The 17,344-nt window shown below is 61.4% G+C and carries 20 protein-coding genes; 11 read left to right on the top strand and 9 right to left on the bottom strand.

The window, feature by feature from the left end; all coding sequences use genetic code 11:
- Positions 1–7 precede the first annotated feature (7 nt).
- Entirely contained in the window at positions 8–619 is a 612-nt protein-coding gene (locus ATY76_RS20270; RefSeq protein WP_088676955.1) for an HAD-IA family hydrolase, read from the bottom strand.
- 133 nt (positions 620–752) lie between these two features.
- Here ATY76_RS20270 and ATY76_RS20275 point away from each other — a divergent pair, with 133 nt between their 5' ends.
- The 3 genes from ATY76_RS20275 (at position 753) to ATY76_RS20285 (ending at position 3,326) form a co-directional block, all read left to right on the top strand.
- Positions 753–1,778 carry a histone deacetylase family protein gene (locus ATY76_RS20275; protein ID WP_088676509.1) on the top strand — a complete coding sequence of 342 codons (1,026 nt, stop codon included), beginning with the start codon at positions 753–755 and terminating at the stop codon, positions 1,776–1,778.
- A gap of 9 nt (positions 1,779–1,787) precedes the next feature.
- Positions 1,788–2,339, top strand: coding sequence for a recombination regulator RecX (gene recX / locus ATY76_RS20280; protein ID WP_088676956.1), 552 nt, complete (start codon positions 1,788–1,790; stop codon positions 2,337–2,339).
- A 93-nt stretch (positions 2,340–2,432) separates the two neighbouring features.
- Entirely contained in the window at positions 2,433–3,326 is an 894-nt protein-coding gene (locus tag ATY76_RS20285; RefSeq protein WP_088676510.1) for an EamA family transporter, read from the top strand.
- A 4-nt stretch (positions 3,327–3,330) separates the two neighbouring features.
- On the opposite strand, the gene ATY76_RS20290 is transcribed toward ATY76_RS20285, so the two are convergent.
- Positions 3,331–3,798 carry a truncated hemoglobin gene (locus ATY76_RS20290; protein WP_088676511.1) on the bottom strand — a complete coding sequence of 156 codons (468 nt, stop codon included), beginning with the start codon at positions 3,796–3,798 and terminating at the stop codon, positions 3,331–3,333.
- Positions 3,799–3,968: 170 nt separating this feature from the next.
- Between ATY76_RS20290 and mbfA the strand changes: the two genes are divergently transcribed.
- Positions 3,969–4,952, top strand: coding sequence for an iron exporter MbfA (mbfA, locus tag ATY76_RS20295; RefSeq protein ID WP_088676512.1), 984 nt, complete (start codon positions 3,969–3,971; stop codon positions 4,950–4,952).
- 223 nt (positions 4,953–5,175) lie between these two features.
- Here mbfA and ATY76_RS20300 read toward each other — a convergent pair whose 3' ends face one another.
- Positions 5,176–5,775, bottom strand: a complete 600-nt coding sequence (locus tag ATY76_RS20300; protein ID WP_088676513.1) for a transglutaminase-like cysteine peptidase — start codon at positions 5,773–5,775, stop codon at positions 5,176–5,178.
- Positions 5,776–5,934: 159 nt separating this feature from the next.
- Positions 5,935–6,759 (bottom strand): alpha/beta hydrolase, encoded by an 825-nt coding sequence (locus tag ATY76_RS20305; RefSeq protein WP_088676514.1) that lies wholly within the window; start codon positions 6,757–6,759, stop codon positions 5,935–5,937.
- 176 nt (positions 6,760–6,935) lie between these two features.
- Between ATY76_RS20305 and infC the strand changes: the two genes are divergently transcribed.
- From infC to pheT, 5 genes are all read left to right on the top strand, one after another.
- Positions 6,936–7,472, top strand: a complete 537-nt coding sequence (gene infC / locus ATY76_RS20310) for a translation initiation factor IF-3 (RefSeq protein ID WP_082928759.1) — start codon at positions 6,936–6,938, stop codon at positions 7,470–7,472.
- A gap of 310 nt (positions 7,473–7,782) precedes the next feature.
- Complete coding sequence (gene rpmI / locus ATY76_RS20315; RefSeq protein WP_004108077.1) at positions 7,783–7,986, top strand: 50S ribosomal protein L35; 204 nt, start codon at positions 7,783–7,785, stop codon at positions 7,984–7,986.
- Positions 7,987–8,025: 39 nt separating this feature from the next.
- Positions 8,026–8,430, top strand: coding sequence for a 50S ribosomal protein L20 (gene rplT, locus ATY76_RS20320; protein WP_088676515.1), 405 nt, complete (start codon positions 8,026–8,028; stop codon positions 8,428–8,430).
- Positions 8,431–8,578: 148 nt separating this feature from the next.
- Complete coding sequence (gene pheS, locus ATY76_RS20325) at positions 8,579–9,661, top strand: phenylalanine--tRNA ligase subunit alpha (protein WP_088676516.1); 1,083 nt, start codon at positions 8,579–8,581, stop codon at positions 9,659–9,661.
- A gap of 16 nt (positions 9,662–9,677) precedes the next feature.
- Positions 9,678–12,101, top strand: coding sequence for a phenylalanine--tRNA ligase subunit beta (gene pheT / locus ATY76_RS20330; protein ID WP_088676517.1), 2,424 nt, complete (start codon positions 9,678–9,680; stop codon positions 12,099–12,101).
- 53 nt (positions 12,102–12,154) lie between these two features.
- On the opposite strand, the gene ATY76_RS20335 is transcribed toward pheT, so the two are convergent.
- Both ATY76_RS20335 and ATY76_RS20340 read right to left on the bottom strand, forming a co-directional pair.
- On the bottom strand, positions 12,155–12,514 hold the full coding sequence (locus ATY76_RS20335; RefSeq protein ID WP_088676518.1) for a nuclear transport factor 2 family protein: 360 nt from the start codon (positions 12,512–12,514) through the stop codon (positions 12,155–12,157).
- A gap of 88 nt (positions 12,515–12,602) precedes the next feature.
- Positions 12,603–13,598, bottom strand: coding sequence for an aldo/keto reductase (locus ATY76_RS20340; protein WP_088676519.1), 996 nt, complete (start codon positions 13,596–13,598; stop codon positions 12,603–12,605).
- Between the two features lie 128 nt (positions 13,599–13,726).
- Here ATY76_RS20340 and ATY76_RS20345 point away from each other — a divergent pair, with 128 nt between their 5' ends.
- Positions 13,727–14,635 (top strand): LysR family transcriptional regulator, encoded by a 909-nt coding sequence (locus ATY76_RS20345; RefSeq protein WP_088676520.1) that lies wholly within the window; start codon positions 13,727–13,729, stop codon positions 14,633–14,635.
- Positions 14,636–14,667: 32 nt separating this feature from the next.
- Here ATY76_RS20345 and ATY76_RS20350 read toward each other — a convergent pair whose 3' ends face one another.
- Positions 14,668–15,165, bottom strand: a complete 498-nt coding sequence (locus ATY76_RS20350) for a ferritin-like domain-containing protein (RefSeq protein ID WP_088676521.1) — start codon at positions 15,163–15,165, stop codon at positions 14,668–14,670.
- Positions 15,166–15,312: 147 nt separating this feature from the next.
- Between ATY76_RS20350 and ATY76_RS20355 the strand changes: the two genes are divergently transcribed.
- A complete protein-coding gene (locus ATY76_RS20355; RefSeq protein WP_088676522.1) occupies positions 15,313–15,930 on the top strand; it encodes a hypothetical protein in 618 nt (205 codons plus the stop codon).
- Here the strand turns inward: ATY76_RS20355 and ATY76_RS20360 are convergent.
- Both ATY76_RS20360 and ATY76_RS20365 read right to left on the bottom strand, forming a co-directional pair.
- Positions 15,920–16,363, bottom strand: a complete 444-nt coding sequence (locus ATY76_RS20360; RefSeq protein WP_088676523.1) for a GNAT family N-acetyltransferase — start codon at positions 16,361–16,363, stop codon at positions 15,920–15,922. The two genes, ATY76_RS20355 and ATY76_RS20360, sit on opposite strands and share 11 nt — an antisense overlap.
- 13 nt (positions 16,364–16,376) lie before the next feature.
- Positions 16,377–17,324 carry an aldo/keto reductase gene (locus ATY76_RS20365; RefSeq protein WP_088676524.1) on the bottom strand — a complete coding sequence of 316 codons (948 nt, stop codon included), beginning with the start codon at positions 17,322–17,324 and terminating at the stop codon, positions 16,377–16,379.
- Positions 17,325–17,344 lie beyond the last annotated feature (20 nt).

Genomic DNA, 17,344 nt, shown 5'->3' on the forward strand with positions numbered 1-17,344 from the left:
GTCTCGCTCATGCTGCTCTGACGAATTCGGAAAGAGCGCCGGCCAGCGTCGCGCCTGCTGTCCATTGCGCCGCGTTCCAGCCGAACTGCCGCGCCGCTTCGATATTCATCGCCATGTCGTCGATGAAGGCGATCTCGTTGGGCATGGCCCCGGCCCGTTCGGTCGCCAGTCGGAAGAAGTCGGGCGAAGGCTTGCTGTGGCCGAGGGCTGCGGAATAGAGGATGTCGTCGAAATGGGTGCTGAGGCCCAGTTCCTTCATCAGGTAGTGCGCCCGCCGGTGCTCCTGATTCGTCGCCAGGAAGAGCCTAACACCGCTTTTCCTGAGCAAGGCGAGATCTGTCAGCAGATTGCGGTTAAGGCGCGCATCGTTTTCGAACCAGTAGTCGATCAGCGTCGCAGCGCGGAGATGGGGCGCAATCCTTGCCAACACGCTGGCGAGCCGTGGCTCCAGCTCGTCGCGGCCGATGATGATGTCGCCCCAGTGGGTCTGGAAGAATTCCCGTTGCAGCAAATCAGGCCGCAGTCCGAGGTCGCGTTCGAGATAAGTGAAGTGGGGCAGCCCATCGGCCGGGCGGCCATGAATGAGCACGCCGTCGACATCGACCATCAGCACTTTCATGCGGAATTTCCTTCGGTCTCGAAACATGGAGAAGGTGCAGTCATCCTCCTTGGCGATCAAGAGCGCCGCGCCGGCTTTTTTGTCGCGGCCGACCCATTTAAACATCGACTCTCAATCAGCGACAGGATCTGAAATGCGCGTCATCTATTCCGAAGATCATAAGCTGCGCGATGCCAGGACCGAGCTCTATGCCGGCCGGCTGGTGACGCCTTTCGAGGCGCCGTTTCGCGCCGAATGGATCCTGGCGGCGGTGAAGAAAGCAGGCCTTTCCGATGTCGTGGCGCCGGATGCGCACGGGCTGGAAACGGCCCGAAAGGTGCATGATCCCGCCTATCTCGATTTTCTCGCCACCGTTTGGGACCGCTGGGTGGCGGCGGGCTTCGAGGGTGAGGCGATCGCCAATTCCTTTCCGGTGCGCCGCACGAGCAGCCGCGTGCCCGACAATATCGTCGGCGCGATCGGCCATTACGCCAATGCCGCCGATACCTCCATCACCAAAGGCTCCTACGAGGCGGCGCTTGCCGCGATGCGATGCGCGATGACGGGCGCGGATTGGCTGAATGCCGGCCACCGTTTCGCCTTCGCGCTCTGCCGTCCGCCCGGTCACCATGCCGGCATCGATCTCTTCGGCGGCTATTGCTTCATCAACAATTCCGGCGTCGCAGCCCAGCGTCTCATTTATCACGGCGCCAAGAAGGTCGCCGTGCTCGACGTCGATTTCCATCACGGCAACGGCACGCAGGATCTCTTCTACCAGCGCGGCGATGTGTTCACCGCGTCGCTGCATGGCGATCCCATGTTCGCCTTTCCTTATTTCCTCGGCCATGCCGACGAAGAGGGCGAAGGGGAGGGCGCAGGCGCCAACCGCAACTATCCGATGCCGCCCCATACGCCCTGGGAGACATGGTCTTCGGCCCTTGCCGATGCGCTCGCCCGCATCAAGGCGTTTGGCGCGGAGGCGATCGTCGTAGCGCTCGGCGTTGATACGTTCGAGCGGGATCCGATCTCGTTTTTCCAGCTGAAATCGGAAGATTTCATCCGCATGGGAGAGATGATCTCAGCCACCGGCCTGCCCATCGTCACCTGCATGGAGGGTGGTTACGGGGTGCCGGAAATCGGCCTCAACGTCGCCAATGTCCTCAAGGGTCTCGAAGCGTGATTGCTTGATATGACCGAGGAGACCCTTCCATCCGATATCCCGACACCGCGCATGCTGAGCTGGGCGCGCAATTCCGCCATCTATCGCTTGGAGCGGCGAATGATGACGGAAAAGCAGCTCTTCGACGCCATCACCCGCAAGGCCAGGGAAAAGTTCGAGGGTATCAGCGCGGCACAGCTCAAGGCCGTTGCCGATTTCGCCGTCAAATTTGCCTATGATAACAAAGTGCTCGACGATAGCGCCTATGCGGAGATCAGCACGCGCTCTGCCGTGCGCGGCGGCAAATCGAAGCGTGCCATCGCCCAGAAGCTTGCCGCCAAGGGCGTCTCCAGCGACAAGGTCGAGGCCGCGCTCGGGGAGGCTGACGATCTCTATGCTGCCGCGATATTTGCCCGCAAACGCGCCTTCGGCCCTTTTCGCCGGGTCGAACTTGATGAAAAACGCAAGGCGAAAGAGCTTTCGGCCTTCGCCCGCAACGGCTTCAGCTTCGACATCGGCAGGAAGGTGTTCGAAATGAGCTTCGAGGATGCCGAAGAGGTCATTCTGGCCGGCCGTCTCTGATATCGCATCAAACCTCTTTCTGGCTGGATCAGAAGTTTGAATTTGTCGCTCGCCCATCGCCTTCGTAAAAAGAGGCGCGATCGGGAGATGAGCATGGAAGAAAAAGCGAATGCCGGCGCAGGCACGCTGAGCGCAGAGGCATCCACGGCATTCGGCGGCGTGGCGGCCGGCGGGCTGATGTGCCTGCTGTCCATGTCGTCGATCCAGTTCGGCGCAGCGCTTTCCTCCTCCGCCATCGCCACCTATGGACCGGCCGGCGCCAGCTGGCTGCGGCTTGCGTTTGCGGCCCTCATCCTGGCCATCGTCGTGCGGCCGCGCATCTCAAGCTACAACAGGGCGCAATGGACGAGCGCTCTGGTTCTCGGTACCACGACGGCGCTGATGACCATAAGCTTCTTCGCGGCGATCGAGCGCATTCCGCTCGGGCTTGCCGTGGCGATCGATTTTCTCGGCCCGCTGTCGGTGGCGACCATTGGTTACGGTTTTGGCCGGCGTCTCGTCTGGCCCCTGCTTGCCGCGCTCGGCGTGCTGGCTCTCGCCCATGATGGGGAAGGCTGGGTCGGCGACATCGAGGGTATTCTCTTCGCGCTCGGCGCAGGAACCGGCTGGGCGATCTATATCGTCCTGACGAAAAAGATCGGTGCGAGCTTCAAGGGGTTGGAAGGGCTTTCCATGTCGCTGATGGTCGCCGCGCTGGTCGCGACACCCTTCGGCTTCGCCGGCGCCTTGCCCAAGCTCGATGGCTCCGGCCTGATTGAAATGGTGGGCCTTGCCATTCTCGTGCCGCTGCTGCCCTACACGCTGGAACTGATCGCTCTGCGGCGCATGCCGACAGCCTCCTTCGGCATTCTCATGAGCCTCGAGCCGGCCATCGCCGCACTTGCGGGCTTTCTCATCCTGACTCAGCCGATGACGCTGCTGCAGATGGCCGGAACGGCCCTGGTCGTCGCGGCAAGCGCCGGCGCGACCTTTTCCGCGAAGCAGTGAACGATCAGCCCGCTCTTTTCGCCGGATCGTCGAGCGCGGGATTGTAGAACAGCGACAGCGTCAGGCTTTTGGCGATCCGCTCTGCGGTCGCCATGAACCAGGCCTTGGCCTCCGGCGAGGGGGCGACATCGTCGAGCGTCGCGGCAAACAGCGACAGCCATTTCGGAAAAAGATCGGGCGTCAGGTTCTGAACGCCCGTATGCGCCTGCACCGGCTTGCCGCCATAGGCGCCGCTGCGAAAGGCGACGGCCGACCAGAAGCTCTTCATCTTCTGCATATGCTCCGGCCAGCGGCCGGAAAGCCGGGCGTCGAACACAGGGCCGAGATCGGGATGCTCCAGCACGCGTCCGTAAAAAGTCTCGACCAGCCTGTCGATGAAGGCTTCGTCGACGCCCATCACCCGCATTTCGGCCTCCGCCTTTTCGCGGATCGCCGCGATATGGGCAGGGCGGCCCTGAATCTCATTGTCCATCAAAAACCCCGGCGCCGCATGATGCGGCGCTCCTCATATAGGTGTTTGTGCCGGCGCGCCAAAGCCATGCTTGCAGCTTGCGGCAATCTGTCAGCCGGCCCGTCTGTGCACTTGACCGCCATTGGCTGCTTCTTTAGATTTAGAATAATTCTAAATTATGGAGAATAGTTATGCTGGCGCGATTTTTCAGATCACCGAAACGGTCTTTCGAGTCGCTGTCCGAGCAGGAGATCCTCGCCCTCGCAATCGCCTCCGAGGAAGACGATGCCCGCATCTATCTTGCCTATGCCGACAGGCTCCGGAACGAATTCCCGGCCTCGGCCAAGGTTTTCGAAGATATGGCCGAGGTCGAGGATACGCATCGCAAATCCCTGATCGAGATCCATCGCCAGCGTTTTGGCGAGCGCATCCCGCTGATCCGGCGCGAACATGTGCAGGGCTTCTACGAACGCAAGCCCGACTGGCTGAGGGCAAATCTTTCGCTCGATGCAATACGGCAGGAAACCGAAGCGATGGAGGATCAGGCATACCGTTTCTATATCGAGGCGGCCAAGCAGACCTCGGATGCCTCGACGCGAGAGCTTCTCGGCGATCTCGCGCTTGCCGAACAGGGGCATGAAGATATTGCCCGCATGCTCGGCGACAAACACACGCCCGAAGACGTCAAGCGCGACGAGGACGAGACGGCGCACCGGCAATTCGTGCTGACCTATGTGCAGCCGGGTCTTGCCGGCTTGATGGATGGCTCGGTTTCGACGCTGGCGCCGATCTTCGCCGCCGCCTTTGCCACGCAGGATACCTGGCAGACATTCCTCGTCGGTCTTTCCGCCTCCGTCGGCGCCGGCATCTCGATGGGTTTCACCGAGGCCGCCCATGACGACGGCAAGATCTCCGGCCGGGGTTCGCCCGTCAAACGCGGCCTTGCCTGCGGCATCATGACGACGCTCGGCGGTCTCGGCCATGCCCTGCCTTACCTGATCCCGCATTTCTGGACCGCGACGATCACCGCCGCCGTCATTGTCTTCTTCGAACTCTGGGCGATTGCCTTCATCCAGAACCGTTATATGGAAACGCCCTTCCTTCGCGCCGCCTTCCAGGTCGTCCTTGGCGGCAGCCTGGTTCTCGCCGCCGGTATTCTGATTGGGAATGGGTGAGCTGCGGTCGGGCAAAGCCCGCGCAATCGATCCAGCGAATCGATTGCAGCAGCGAACGCCAGAAGCCATGCGAAGGACCGGGAGACGGTGCGACAAACCAATTCCTATCTCACCAGAGCGCGCGGTTCAGCCCTTAGACCTCGTCAGGGAGCACCCTGCAGCACCCCAAAAACAAAAAGGCCGGCTTTCGCCGGCCCTTTTCCCCACATCCCCCCGAAAATTCTCAGCGCAGAGCGCCGACCAGAACGTCGCGGCCGTTTTCGATGGTGACCCAGCGGCCGGCATTGTAGCTCGACTGGCGCTTGACGAAGGTATAGGGCGTCCCGAACCACGGCTTCACGTCGGAGGCGAGATTGTCGAGCACGAAATCGCCTTCGGCGGTGCGCAGCGTCAGCACGGCATGGCCTTCGCCATCGGGCTTGCGAACGACGGTCATCAGCAGGTCGGCAGCGGGAACGCCCCGCTGGATCAGGATGCGGCGCTTCAGGAGCGCGAAGTCCTCGCAGTCGCCGGCAGTGGTCGGATAAGCCCAGACCTCGTCCTTGCCGTAGATTTCCTTGTCGGTCATCGGGGTGATCGTGCGATTGACCGTGGCATTGACCGAACGGACGAGCGACCATTTCGCCGGGTCCATCTCGATCGGGCCGGAATTGCGGTTTGCGCCGCATTCATTGCGGTGAATCTGACAGAAATCGTAGTGGCCGATCGGTTGGGAAGTGGCATTGCCTGTTACCATGGAAGCATTTCTGCTTGGTGCCGGGATGGCGGCAGTCGCCATCGCAAACACGGCCATCATGGCCACGAAGATACCCTTGATCCGCACGCCCGCTCTTCCTCGCATCGCCCCTTAATTATTAACAAAGTGTTAATGGAGAGGGCCGAGAAGAGTCAATCGTTACTTCTTAGGAGGACCTGGCAACTCGCCGACATGGTTAAAATGCAACGGAACCGGGAACTTGCTTCGGGATGATCGCCTCCGCCCTCAAGCGGGCTTTTCTCTATTTGCCGATGAGCGGAGGATGCCTTTGACGGCGCTGACGAGAAGCGCGATGTCGCCGGGACGGGAAAGGCGGTGGTCGCCGTCGCGGATGAGGGTCAGCACAACGTCGTCGGCGGGAAGATGCTCGACGAGTTTCATTGCATGCTGATGCGGCACGTCGGGGTCCTTCATGCCCTGGAGGATATGCACCGGGCAGCCTGTCTCGATGATGCCGTCGAGCACCCGGTTTTCGCGGCCGTCCTCGATCAGCGCCCTGGTATAGATGTTCGGTTCCGGGCTGTATTGCGAGCGCTCTTCGAAATAGCCGCGCTCTGCAAGCGACTTCTTCTCCTTGGCCGTCAGGTGCGGCTCGATCAGTTCGGAGGTGAAATCCGGCGCAGGCGCGATCAGCACCATGCCCTGGAGCTTCGGTCCGCCCTGCCGCGCAAGCTCCTGCGCCAGCCTGAGCGCGATCCAGCCGCCCATCGAGGAGCCGACGAGGAGCACGCGTTCAGGCGTGGCATGACGCAGCACGGCAATGGCCTCTTCCAGCCAGCGGGAGATCGTTCCGTCGCGGAAGCTGCCGCCGGAAAGCCCGTGGCCGGAATAGTCGAAACGAATGCAAGCGAGGCCGAGCTCGGCGGCCAAGCCGTCGAGTTCCACCGCCTTGGTGCCGCTCATGTCGGAACGATAGCCGGACAGCCAGACGAGCGCCGGCGTGTCTTCGCCGGCTTGCGCCGGGCGGACGAGGAGAGCGATTTCACGCGCCGCTTCGCCTTCGCCGACCGTCAGGAATTGCGGCGCGGGATTGGGCTTCTGATCGGACATCGGTCAACTCCTGTTGTTTTGGCCTATAAAACAGATTCTTGGCAGGCTGACAGCAGGTGATTTTTCCGCTAAAGGATGATATTGACTCCGTTGCAGCGATAACGAGACACGTTGGTGCACCCTCACCGGGAGCGCGCGGCTGCAACGTTCCGAAACAACGCGAGGAGAATACGACCATTCGCAGACCTTTTAAGACCGATGCGCCCGTGAAGGACGGCCCGCGCTCGAACCGTGAAATCCGCATTCCCAAAGTTCAGCTGATCGCGGCTGACGGACAAAATATGGGCATCGTGCCCACCGACCAGGCCCTGAGAATGGCTGAGGAAGCCGGCCTCGATCTCGTCGAAATTTCCCCCAACGCCGAACCGCCGGTGTGCAAGATCCTCGATCTGGGCAAGCTGAAATATGCCAACCAGAAGAAGGCTGCCGAGGCACGCAAGAAGCAGAAGATCGTCGAAGTCAAAGAAATCAAGATGCGCCCGAACATCGACACCCATGATTATGAGGTGAAGATGAAGGCGATGGGCCGCTTCTTCGATGAAGGCGATAAGGTCAAGGTGACGCTGAAGTTCCGTGGCCGCGAAATGGCCCACCAGGAACTCGGCATGAAGCTTCTGCAGCAGGTCAAGGCCGATACGCTTGAGATCGCCAAGGTGGAAGCCGAGCCCAAGCTCGAAGGCCGCCAGATGATGATGGTGCTGGCGCCGAAGTAAGCGCCAGATACCCTTTTGCCCAAGGCCGTCCGCAAGGGCGGCTTTTGTGCTTTCGGTAATGTGCATTGGGTCGGCGAAGATTCCTCTCGGGCCCCGTTGCACTTTCATGACGCTGCGGTTATAAGCGCGCGTCCGAACTGACCGGCAGGGCATGCCGTGGCAGTTTCGAATGCTTGCGGAACGGTTCGTCGCCGATGCCGCAGATCAACAACAAACGCTCCCGCACCTTGTTGCGACGGCCGGAGAACCGGACTTCGCGAGGAGGGCTTTTTGATGAAGCGCGCAGGGAGGACAGAAACGGAGTAGCAAAATGCCCAAGATGAAGACGAAGTCCTCTGCCAAGAAGCGGTTCAAGATCACCGCTACCGGCAAGGTCAAGGCGGCTGCCGCCGGCAAGCGCCATGGCATGATCAAGCGCACGAACAAGTTCATTCGCGATGCACGCGGCACGATGGTTCTGGCAGAACCCGATGGCCGCAAGGTCGTGAAGAACTATCTGCCGAACGGTCTCTGAGACTATTCCGGTAACGCGTTAGATTAAGGAGATCATGAAATGGCACGTGTAAAAAGAGGCGTCGCTGCCCACGCCAAGCACAAGAAGGTTCTGAAGCAGGCCAAGGGTTTCTACGGCCGCCGCAAGAACACCATCCGTACCGCCAAGGCTGCCGTCGACCGCGCCAAGCAGTACGCATACCGCGACCGCAAGGTCAACAAGCGCAACTTCCGCGCCCTCTGGATCCAGCGCATCAACGCTGCTGTCCGCGAATTCGGCCTGACCTATGGCCGCTTCATCGACGGTCTGAACAAGGCTGGCATCGAAGTCGACCGTAAGGTTCTGTCCGACATGGCAATCCACGAGCCGGAAGCATTCGGCGCGCTGGTCAACGCTGCCAAGAAGGCCCTTGAATACCTCAAGGAAACCGGCACGGCCAACGAGTTTGAAGGCGCGGTTCGTTAACCAGCGCTTCCCAAGCTTGACGCTTTTTTGAATTTTGGGAAACCCGCGCTGGTTTGGGCTAGCGCGGGTTTTTCTTTCTCTATACTCCTTGCGCCGGCCTCCCCAGCCTGCATTTCGAACGCCGCCTGATCTGGACGGAAAGAAGACAATGTCAGATATCGACCAGCTTAAATCCTCCTTGCTTTCCGAAATTGCCGCCGCTGGCGATGAGGCCGCGCTCGAAGCCGTGCGTGTTTCCGCGCTCGGCAAGAAGGGCTCGATCTCGGAACTCCTGAAGACGCTCGGCGCTATGACGCCGGAGGAGCGCCAGACCCGGGGTGCCGCGATCAACGCGCTGAAGAATGCGGTGACGGACGCCATTGCCGAACGGAAGTCGGTGCTGAAGATGGCGGCGGTCAATGCGCGGCTGAAGGCCGAGACGGTCGATGTCAGCCTGCCGGTGCGCTCTTCGCCGGCCGAGCGCGGCCGCATCCATCCGATCAGCCAGATCGTCGACGAGATCACCGCGATCTTCGCCGACATGGGTTTCTCGATCGCCGAAGGTCCCGATATCGAGACCGACTATTACAATTTCACCGCTCTGAACTTCCCCGAAGGCCATCCGGCCCGTGAGATGCACGACACCTTCTTCTTCAATCCGGATGAAAACGGTGAACGCAAGGTGCTGCGCACGCACACGTCGCCGGTGCAGGTGCGCACCATGGAAGCGCAGAAGCCGCCGATCCGCATCATCATTCCCGGCAAGACCTACCGCCAGGACAGCGATGCCACGCATTCGCCGATGTTCCATCAGGTCGAAGGCCTGGTCATCGACAAGAAGGCCAATGTCGCCAACATCCGCTGGGTGCTCGAGGAATTTTGCAAGACCTTCTTCGAGGTCGACAGCGTCACGATGCGTTTCCGCCCGTCCTTTTTCCCCTTCACCGAGCCCTCCTTCGAGGTCGATATCCAGTGCGACCGCTCCGGCCCGATCGTCAAGTTCGGCGAAGGCACCGACTGGATGGAGATCCTCGGTTGCGGCATGGTCCACCCGAACGTGCTGCGCTATGGCGGGCTCGATCCGGATGAATATCAGGGCTTTGCCTGGGGCATGGGCCTCGACCGCATCGCCATGCTGAAATACGGCATGCCCGACCTGCGCGACTTCTTCAATGCCGACGTCCGCTGGATGACGCATTACGGCTTCCGCCCGCTCGACATGCCGACGCTGTTCGGCGGCCTCAGCGCTTGAACGGAGAATTGGAACGATGAAATTCACGCTCTCCTGGCTGAAAGAGCATCTGGAAACGGATGCCACGCTCGATGAAATCTGCACGCGCCTGACCGAAATCGGGCTCGAGGTGGAGGATGTCGACGACAAGGCGGCATTCAAGCCCTTCGTCATCGCCAAGGTCCTGTCCGCGGAAAAACATCCGCAGGCCGACCGCCTCAAGGTGCTGATGGTCGATACTGGCGCCGGCGCGCCGGTTCAGGTCGTCTGCGGCGCCCCGAACGCGCGCGCCGGCCTCGTCGGCGCCTTCGCAGCACCCGGAACCTATGTTCCGGGCATCGACGTGACCCTTGCCGTCGGCAATATCCGCGGCGTCGAAAGCCGCGGCATGATGTGCTCCGAAAAGGAGCTGCAGATCTCCGACAGTCACGACGGCATCATCGATCTGCCCGAGGATGCGCCGGTTGGCCAGAGCTACGCCGCCTATGCTCACCTCGATGATCCCGTTATCGAGATCAATCTGACGCCCAATCGGCCCGACTGCACATCGATCCACGGGATCGCGCGTGATCTCGCCGCTTCCGGTCTCGGCACGCTGAAGACACGGGGCGCGCCGAGCTTCGCCGTCGAAGGTGATACGCCGGTCAAGCTGACGCTCGATCTCGACGATCCGAAACTCTGCCCCGGTTTTTCGCTCCGCCTCGTGCGCGGCGTCAGGAACGGCCCGAGCCCGCGCTGGATGCAGCAGCGGCTCCTCGCCATCGGCCTGCGCCCCATCAACGCGCTGGTCGATATCACCAATTACATGACCTTCGATCAGGGCCGGCCGATGCATGTCTTCGACGCCGCCAAGGTCACGGGCAATCTGACCGTCCGCCGCGCCAGGGAAGGCGAGACCGTGCTGGCGCTCGACCAGCGTGAATACAAGCTCGGTCCGAACAACGTCGTCATATCAGATGAAGACGGCATCGAATCGATCGGCGGCATCATGGGCGGCGAACATTCCGGCTGCGACGAGAACACCGTCGACGTGCTGATCGAATCGGCCCTCTGGGACCCGATGAACATCGCCAAATCGGGCCGCAGCCTCGGCATCATCACCGATGCCCGCTACCGTTTCGAACGCGGCGTCGATCCGGAATATATGGTTCCGGGCCTCGAACGCACGACGGAACTGGTGCTTGAGCTCTGCGGCGGCACGGCCGCACGGGCCGAGGTCGTCGGCTATAAGGGCTATGAGCCGAAGGTCGTCGATTTTCCCTATTCGGAGGTCAAGCGCCTGACGGGTCTGGAGGTCTCGACTGAGGAAAGCAACGCCATCCTCGCGCGCCTCGGCTTCACGGTTTCCGGCTCCGGCGAACGCGTTTCGGTCTCGGTTCCCTCATGGCGCCCCGATGTCGACGGCAAGGCCGATCTCGTTGAGGAAGTCATGCGCATCCACGGCGTCGACAATATCAAGCCGGCGCCGCTCGAAAGCCATGCCGCCGTCAACGGCAGGATCCTGACGACGCTGCAGATCCGCACCCGCGCGGCCAAGCGCGCCCTTGCCTCGCGCGGCATGCTGGAGGCCGTCACCTGGTCCTTCATTCCGGAAGATCAGGCAAAGCTTTTCGGCGGCGGTTCCGCCGCCCTGAAGCTTGCTAATCCGATCGCCGCCGAAATGTCGGATATGCGCCCCTCGCTGCTGCCGGGCCTGCTGACGGCTGCGCAGCGCAATGCCGACAAGGGCTATGGCGACGTGGCGATCTTCGAAGTCTCCGGCACTTATGAGAACGACCGGCCGGAAGGCCAGCGTCGCGTCGCCGGCGGCATCCGCCGCGGCACGGCCTCGCTCGCCGGCGCGGGCCGCATGTGGTCGAATACGGTGAAGGGCGGCGGCAAACCGGTCGACGTCTTCGACGCCAAGGCCGATGCCCTTGCCGTCATCGAAGCCTGCGGCCTGCCGATGGGCAACATCCAGATCGAGCAGGGTGGTCCGGAATGGTATCACCCGGGTCGCTCCGGCACGATCAAGATGGGGCCGAAAGTCGTGCTCGGTTATTTCGGCGAATTCCACCCGCTGACGCTGGAAGCCCTCGATGTCTCCGGTGCTCTCTGCGGCTTCGAAGTCTACCTCGATGCCATGGCCGAACCGAAGAAGAAGGCGACGCGCACCAAGCCGGCGCTCGATCTTTCGCCCTTCCAGGCAGTCAAGCGCGACTTCGCCTTCGTCGTCGACAAGACGGTCGAAGCAGGCGCCGTCATCAAGGCTGCGACCGGCGTCGACCGCAAGCTCATCACCGGCGTCAATGTCTTCGACATCTTCGAAGGCGCATCGGTCGGTGAGGGCAAGAAGTCGGTGGCGATCGAAGTTCAGATCCAGCCGGTCGAACGCACGCTGACGGACGAGGATTTCGAGGCCCTGACGCAGAAGATCGTGGCGAGCGTCACGAAATTCACCGGCGGTGTCCTCAGAAGCTGATCTTTCGGATCCTGATGAAAGCAAGGGACCGGTTGCCGAGGCAGCCGGTCTTTTCATCTGTGCAGATGATAGAGCTTGCTGACGATCACCCAGCGGCCATCGATCTTCAGCAAGGAGAGATAGTCGGTAAAGCGCATGCCGGCGAAATCGTCGGTGACCTTGACGCTTGCCGCGTCGCCTTCGACATCGACGTTCTGGATGTCCATGAAGGGCTGCGTGCCGGGAGGAGCCGGCTCCTCCGCCAGGATGGCGGCGATGAATTCGTCCCGGGTCAGCCATTCGACGGCATTCTGGTAATAGCCGATGATCGAGCTTTGCGGGTGAAAGGCCTTTTTCAAAGCGGCCGCATTGGCGAAGGCCATGCCTTCGACATAGAGATGAACCGTCTGTTCGACTGCCTGCCTGTCCGACATGTTGTCATCCCGTTCTCCGTGATGAGATTAAATAGTTTCGCCGGCCGCGAAGGCAAGCCCGGCCGGTGTAACCGGCCAGGCTCAAGGTTCACAGATTCGTCATGGCAAGCGAGGCATCCGAATAACGCTTGCCGGCTACGTGCCCGGCAGGGATTGCCTTGTTCAACTGCTCAAGTTCCTCGACGCTGAGCGTGATATCGGCAGCGGCGACGTTCTGTTCCAGGTGGTGGATCTTGCGCGCGCCGGGGATCGGCACGATGTCGTCGCCCTGGTTCAGCACCCACGCCAGTGCCAGCTGTGCCGCCGTCACGCCCTTTTCGGCGGCAAGCTCTTCGAGCGTTGCGACAAGAGCCGCATTTGCATCGAAATTCTCCGCCTGGAAACGCGGCACCTGCCGGCGGAAATCGTCGGCGGCGAGATCCTCGACTTTGCGGATCGCTCCGGTGAGAAAACCGCGGCCAAGCGGGCTGTAGGGCACGAAGCCGATGCCGAGTTCGCGGCAGGTGGCAAGCACATCCTCTTCGGGATCGCGTGTCCAAAGCGAATATTCGCTCTGCAGTGCCGCGATCGGATGGACGGCATGCGCGCGGCGGATGGTGGCGCTGCCGGCTTCCGATAGGCCGAGCGCGCGCACCTTTCCTTCCCTCACCAGCTCGGCCATGACGCCGACCGTCTCCTCGATCGGCACGTTGGGATCGACCCGGTGCTGGTAGAAGAGATCGATGGTCTCGATCCCAAGCCGTTTCAGCGAGGCTTCGGCCACGGCCCGCACATGCTCGGGGCGGCTGTCGACGCCGGCGATGGCGGCAGCGCCCGCCTTACTGGTATCGATCTTGAAGCCGAATTTGGTGGCGATCACGATGCGGTCGCGAACCGGCTTCAGCGCTTTTCCGAGAAGAACCTCGTTGGTGAAAGGACCATAGACCTCGGCGGTGTCGAAGAAGGTGACGCCGAGATCGACGGCGCGATTGAGCGTCCTCACCGATTCCGCTTCGTCGCTGGCGCCATAGGCGAAGCTCATGCCCATGCAGCCGAGGCCGACGGCAGAGACGGTCAGATCGTTTCCGAGTTTTCGGGTTTTCATGATGCGCTCCTTTTCTGAGCTGATTTGAACCGCTGAAGGGACCAAAGCGGTACGGACAAACCATATCGGCGCAGCATCAATCAGAAAACACATGCAGTTTATAACAAGCCGTTCTATAATTTCGATCAATGAACAGGACCCAGCTCGCGCAACTTGCCGTTCTCGCCGCCGTCGCGGAGCACCGCAGCTTCCGGGCCGCGGCCAAGGAACTGCTCGTCGCGCCCTCGGCGGTCAGCCATGCCATATCGAGCCTGGAGGAGAGTCTCGGCGTGCGGCTTCTGGCACGCACCACCCGCAGCGTGGCGCCGACCGAGGAAGGCCGCCTGCTTCTCGAAAGGCTGCGTCCGGCGCTCGAGGAGATCGGCATCGCGCTGGAAGCCGTCAATGATGCGCGCGGCAAGCCGGCCGGAAACCTGCGCATCACCGCGCCGCGCTTCGCTTCCGATATCCTGCTTGCCCCGCGCCTCGGCGATTTTCTCAATCTCTATCCCGATATCACGCTGGAGATCGCCAACGAGGATGGCTTCATCGATATCGTCAAGGAGGGTTTCGACGCCGGCATCCGGCTGGAGGAGAGCCTGGAGGCCGATATGATCGCGGTCAGGATCTCGCCCAATCTGACGACCGTCATCGCTGCTTCGCCGGAATATTTCGAGCGCTACCCGAAGCCGGAGCATCCGCGCGATCTCGTCCGTCATCGCTGTATCAAGCGGCGCTTCACCAACGGCTCCATCTATCGCTGGGAATTCGAGAAAGACGGACAGGAACTGATCGTTGCGGTCGATGGGCCGCTTGTTGTCAGCGAGGACCGGCTGGCTCTCCTTGCGGCGCTGAACGGCGCCGGTCTTGCCTATCTCTTCGACATGCGAGTGCATTCTGAACTGGCAGCGGGCAGGCTCGTGCGGGTGCTGGAGGATTGGTGCGCGCCCTATCCGGGGCCGTTCGTCTATTATCCGAGCCGGCGTCAGATGCGGCCGGCACTGCGCGCCTTCATCGATTTCTTCCGGTATGTGGAGAGGGATGCGGGCGGCCGGTAAGGCTGATCGGCCGCCCATTCCCGTCATTGCGTTCAGGCAGCCTTCGCCTTCTGGTTTGCCGCCGTGGTCGCAAGCTGCGAGAGGGTCTTGTCGGTCGCCGTCTCTTCCTGCAGCGTCTGGTCGAGCAGGGCGACGACATCCTTGAGGCCGAGCGTCGCGGCCCAGGTCTTCAGTGTGCCGTAGCGGGCGATTTCATAGTGCTCGACGGCTTGCGCTGCCGAGATCAGGCCGGCGTCGAGCGCCGCCGTGCCCTTGAATTCTTCCATGATCTCTTCGCCTTCGGCGATAATGCCCTGGATTGCCTCGCAGGTCTTGCCCTGGGCGCGCTTGCCGATCTTCTCGAAAACCTGCTGCAGACGCTCGACCTGACCCTCGGTCTCTTCGCGGTGCTTCTCGAAGCCCTTCTTCAGTTCGGGGGACTGGGCGGCGCGCGCCATCTTCGGCAGCGCGCGCAGAATTTGCCGCTCGGCAAAATAGATGTCCTTGAGCGTGTCGTAGAAGAGATCTTCCAACGTCTTTTCCTTGGCCATTTTCTCGATCCTTGTTCTGGGAAAGGCCGCGAATGCGGCGACACATTAACAAGAAAAGATCGCGCAAATTGTTCCGGATCGATTTCGGGTGGACTGGAAATAGGCGCCTTGCCATGGTTCTCCGTCATTCGAGGAGGGCAATAGCCGATGCGAAAACCAGGTTCGATGAAAGGTCTCGAGGATCTCGGGCGCGTGCGGCTGTCGCAAAACTTCTTTTTCCGCGATTTCCTGCATTCCGAAATCGCCGATTTCTACCGCGTTCCCAACATCCCAGAGGATCCCGATCTCGCGATCGAGGCGGGCAGGCGGCTTTGCCAGGAATTGCTGGAGCCGCTGGAAGCGACCTTTGGTCGCTTGCATATCCGTTCCGGCTACCGCTCGTCCGCCGTCAACCGCTTCGGCAACGAGAACAGTCTGAATTGTTCGACCAATGCCGCCACGGCTGCACATCACATCTGGGATATCAGGGATTTTGACGGCTGCATGGGCGCGGCCGTCTGCATTGCCGTGCCGTGGATACTCGACCACTACAGCGATGAAGGCGACTGGCGGCGGCTCGCCTGGTGGATACGCGACCACCTGCCTTATGCCTCGCTCTGCTTCTTCCCCAAGCTTTGGGCCTTCAATATCCAGTGGCACGAACGGCCGAAGCGGGTCATCCAAAGCTATATCAACCCTCGCGGCATCCTCACCAAACCGGGCATGGCCAATTGGGAAGGCGATCATTCCGAATGGTACGAGGGGTTTCACGCAATCAGAAACTGATGCGATAGCGGATGTGGCCGTCGCTTTCGATATAGCTGTCGTAGAGCGCGCGGGCCGTCTTGTTGTTTTCGCTCGTATGCCAGTAAAGCCGCGACCAGCCCTTCGTCTTGCTGAGCGCGATGAGATCGTCCATCAGCGCCCGCCCGACACCCTTGCCGCGCGCATCGGGATCGACGAACAGGTCTTCGAGATAGCAGTCCCTGGTGCGGATCCACGTGCCCTCATGGGTGAGGTAAAGTGCAAATCCCATCAGCCGGCCATCGCCTTCGGCAACGCGCATCGCGATCGCCGACGCCGGATCGAAAACCCGGCGCCATGTCTGGTCGGTGATATCGGCATCGACCGTCACTTCATAAAAGGCGAGATAAGCCGCCCAGAGTTCGCGCCAGCGGACCTCATCCTCAGGGCGGGCATCGCGTATCGTCACAGTCATGGGCGTTCCTTCTTCAGGCGCCGGCTTCGTCGAGCAGCGCCATCGCTTCCTTGGAGAGCGGAAGTGTCGCCGATTTCACCAGGCTTTCAAGCTGCGAAAGACTGGTCGCACTGGCGATCGGCGCCGTCACGCCCTTCTTGCGCAGCAGCCAGGCGAGCGCAATTTCCGCGGGCTTGGCGCCGGTCTCGGTCGAAACCTTGTCGAGTGCTGCCAGGATGCGCAGGCCTTTGGCGTCGAGATATTGCGAAACGCGGCCTTCGCGGGCGCGGCCCTGCGTGTCGGCCTTGCTGCGGTACTTGCCGGTGAGGAAGCCAGCGGCGAGGCTGAAATAGGTGATCACGCCGATATCCTGCCTGACGCAGAGTTCGGCCAGCTGCCCCTCGAAATTGGCGCGCTCATAAAGATTATATTCCGGCTGCAGCACGTCGTATCGCGGCAAGCCGGCCTTCTCGGCGGCGTCGAAGGAGGCCTGAAGCAGCGCCGCATCATAATTCGAGCAGCCGATGGCGCGGATCTTGCCCTGCTGTTTCAGCTTGGCGAAGGCGCCGAGCGTTTCCTCGTGCGGCGTATCGGCATCCGGCCAGTGCGAGAGATAGAGGTCGATGTGGTCGGTTTGCAGCCGGCGCAGCGAATCCTCGACCGCCTTCAGGATGTAGGCTTCCTTGAGCGTTTTTCCCTGACCCATGTCCGAGCCGACCTTGGTGATGATGACGGCCTTGTCGCGGGAAATCCGTGATTGCTTCAGCCAGCGCCCGATGATCTCCTCGGAATCGCCGCCCTTGTTGCCGGGAACCCAGGAGGAATAGACATCCGCCGTATCGACCGTGTTCAGGCCTGCATCGAAGAAGGCGTCGAGAATGGCGAAGGACGTTTTCTCGTCGGCCGTCCAGCCGAAGACATTGCCGCCGAACACGATCGGCGAAATCGAAAGACCTGTTTTTCCAAGCCGGCGCATTTCCATGACGCTCTCCAAATGAATGA

The organism is Rhizobium sp. R339 (genome assembly GCF_002211395.1).
Lineage (GTDB): Bacteria > Pseudomonadota > Alphaproteobacteria > Rhizobiales > Rhizobiaceae > Rhizobium.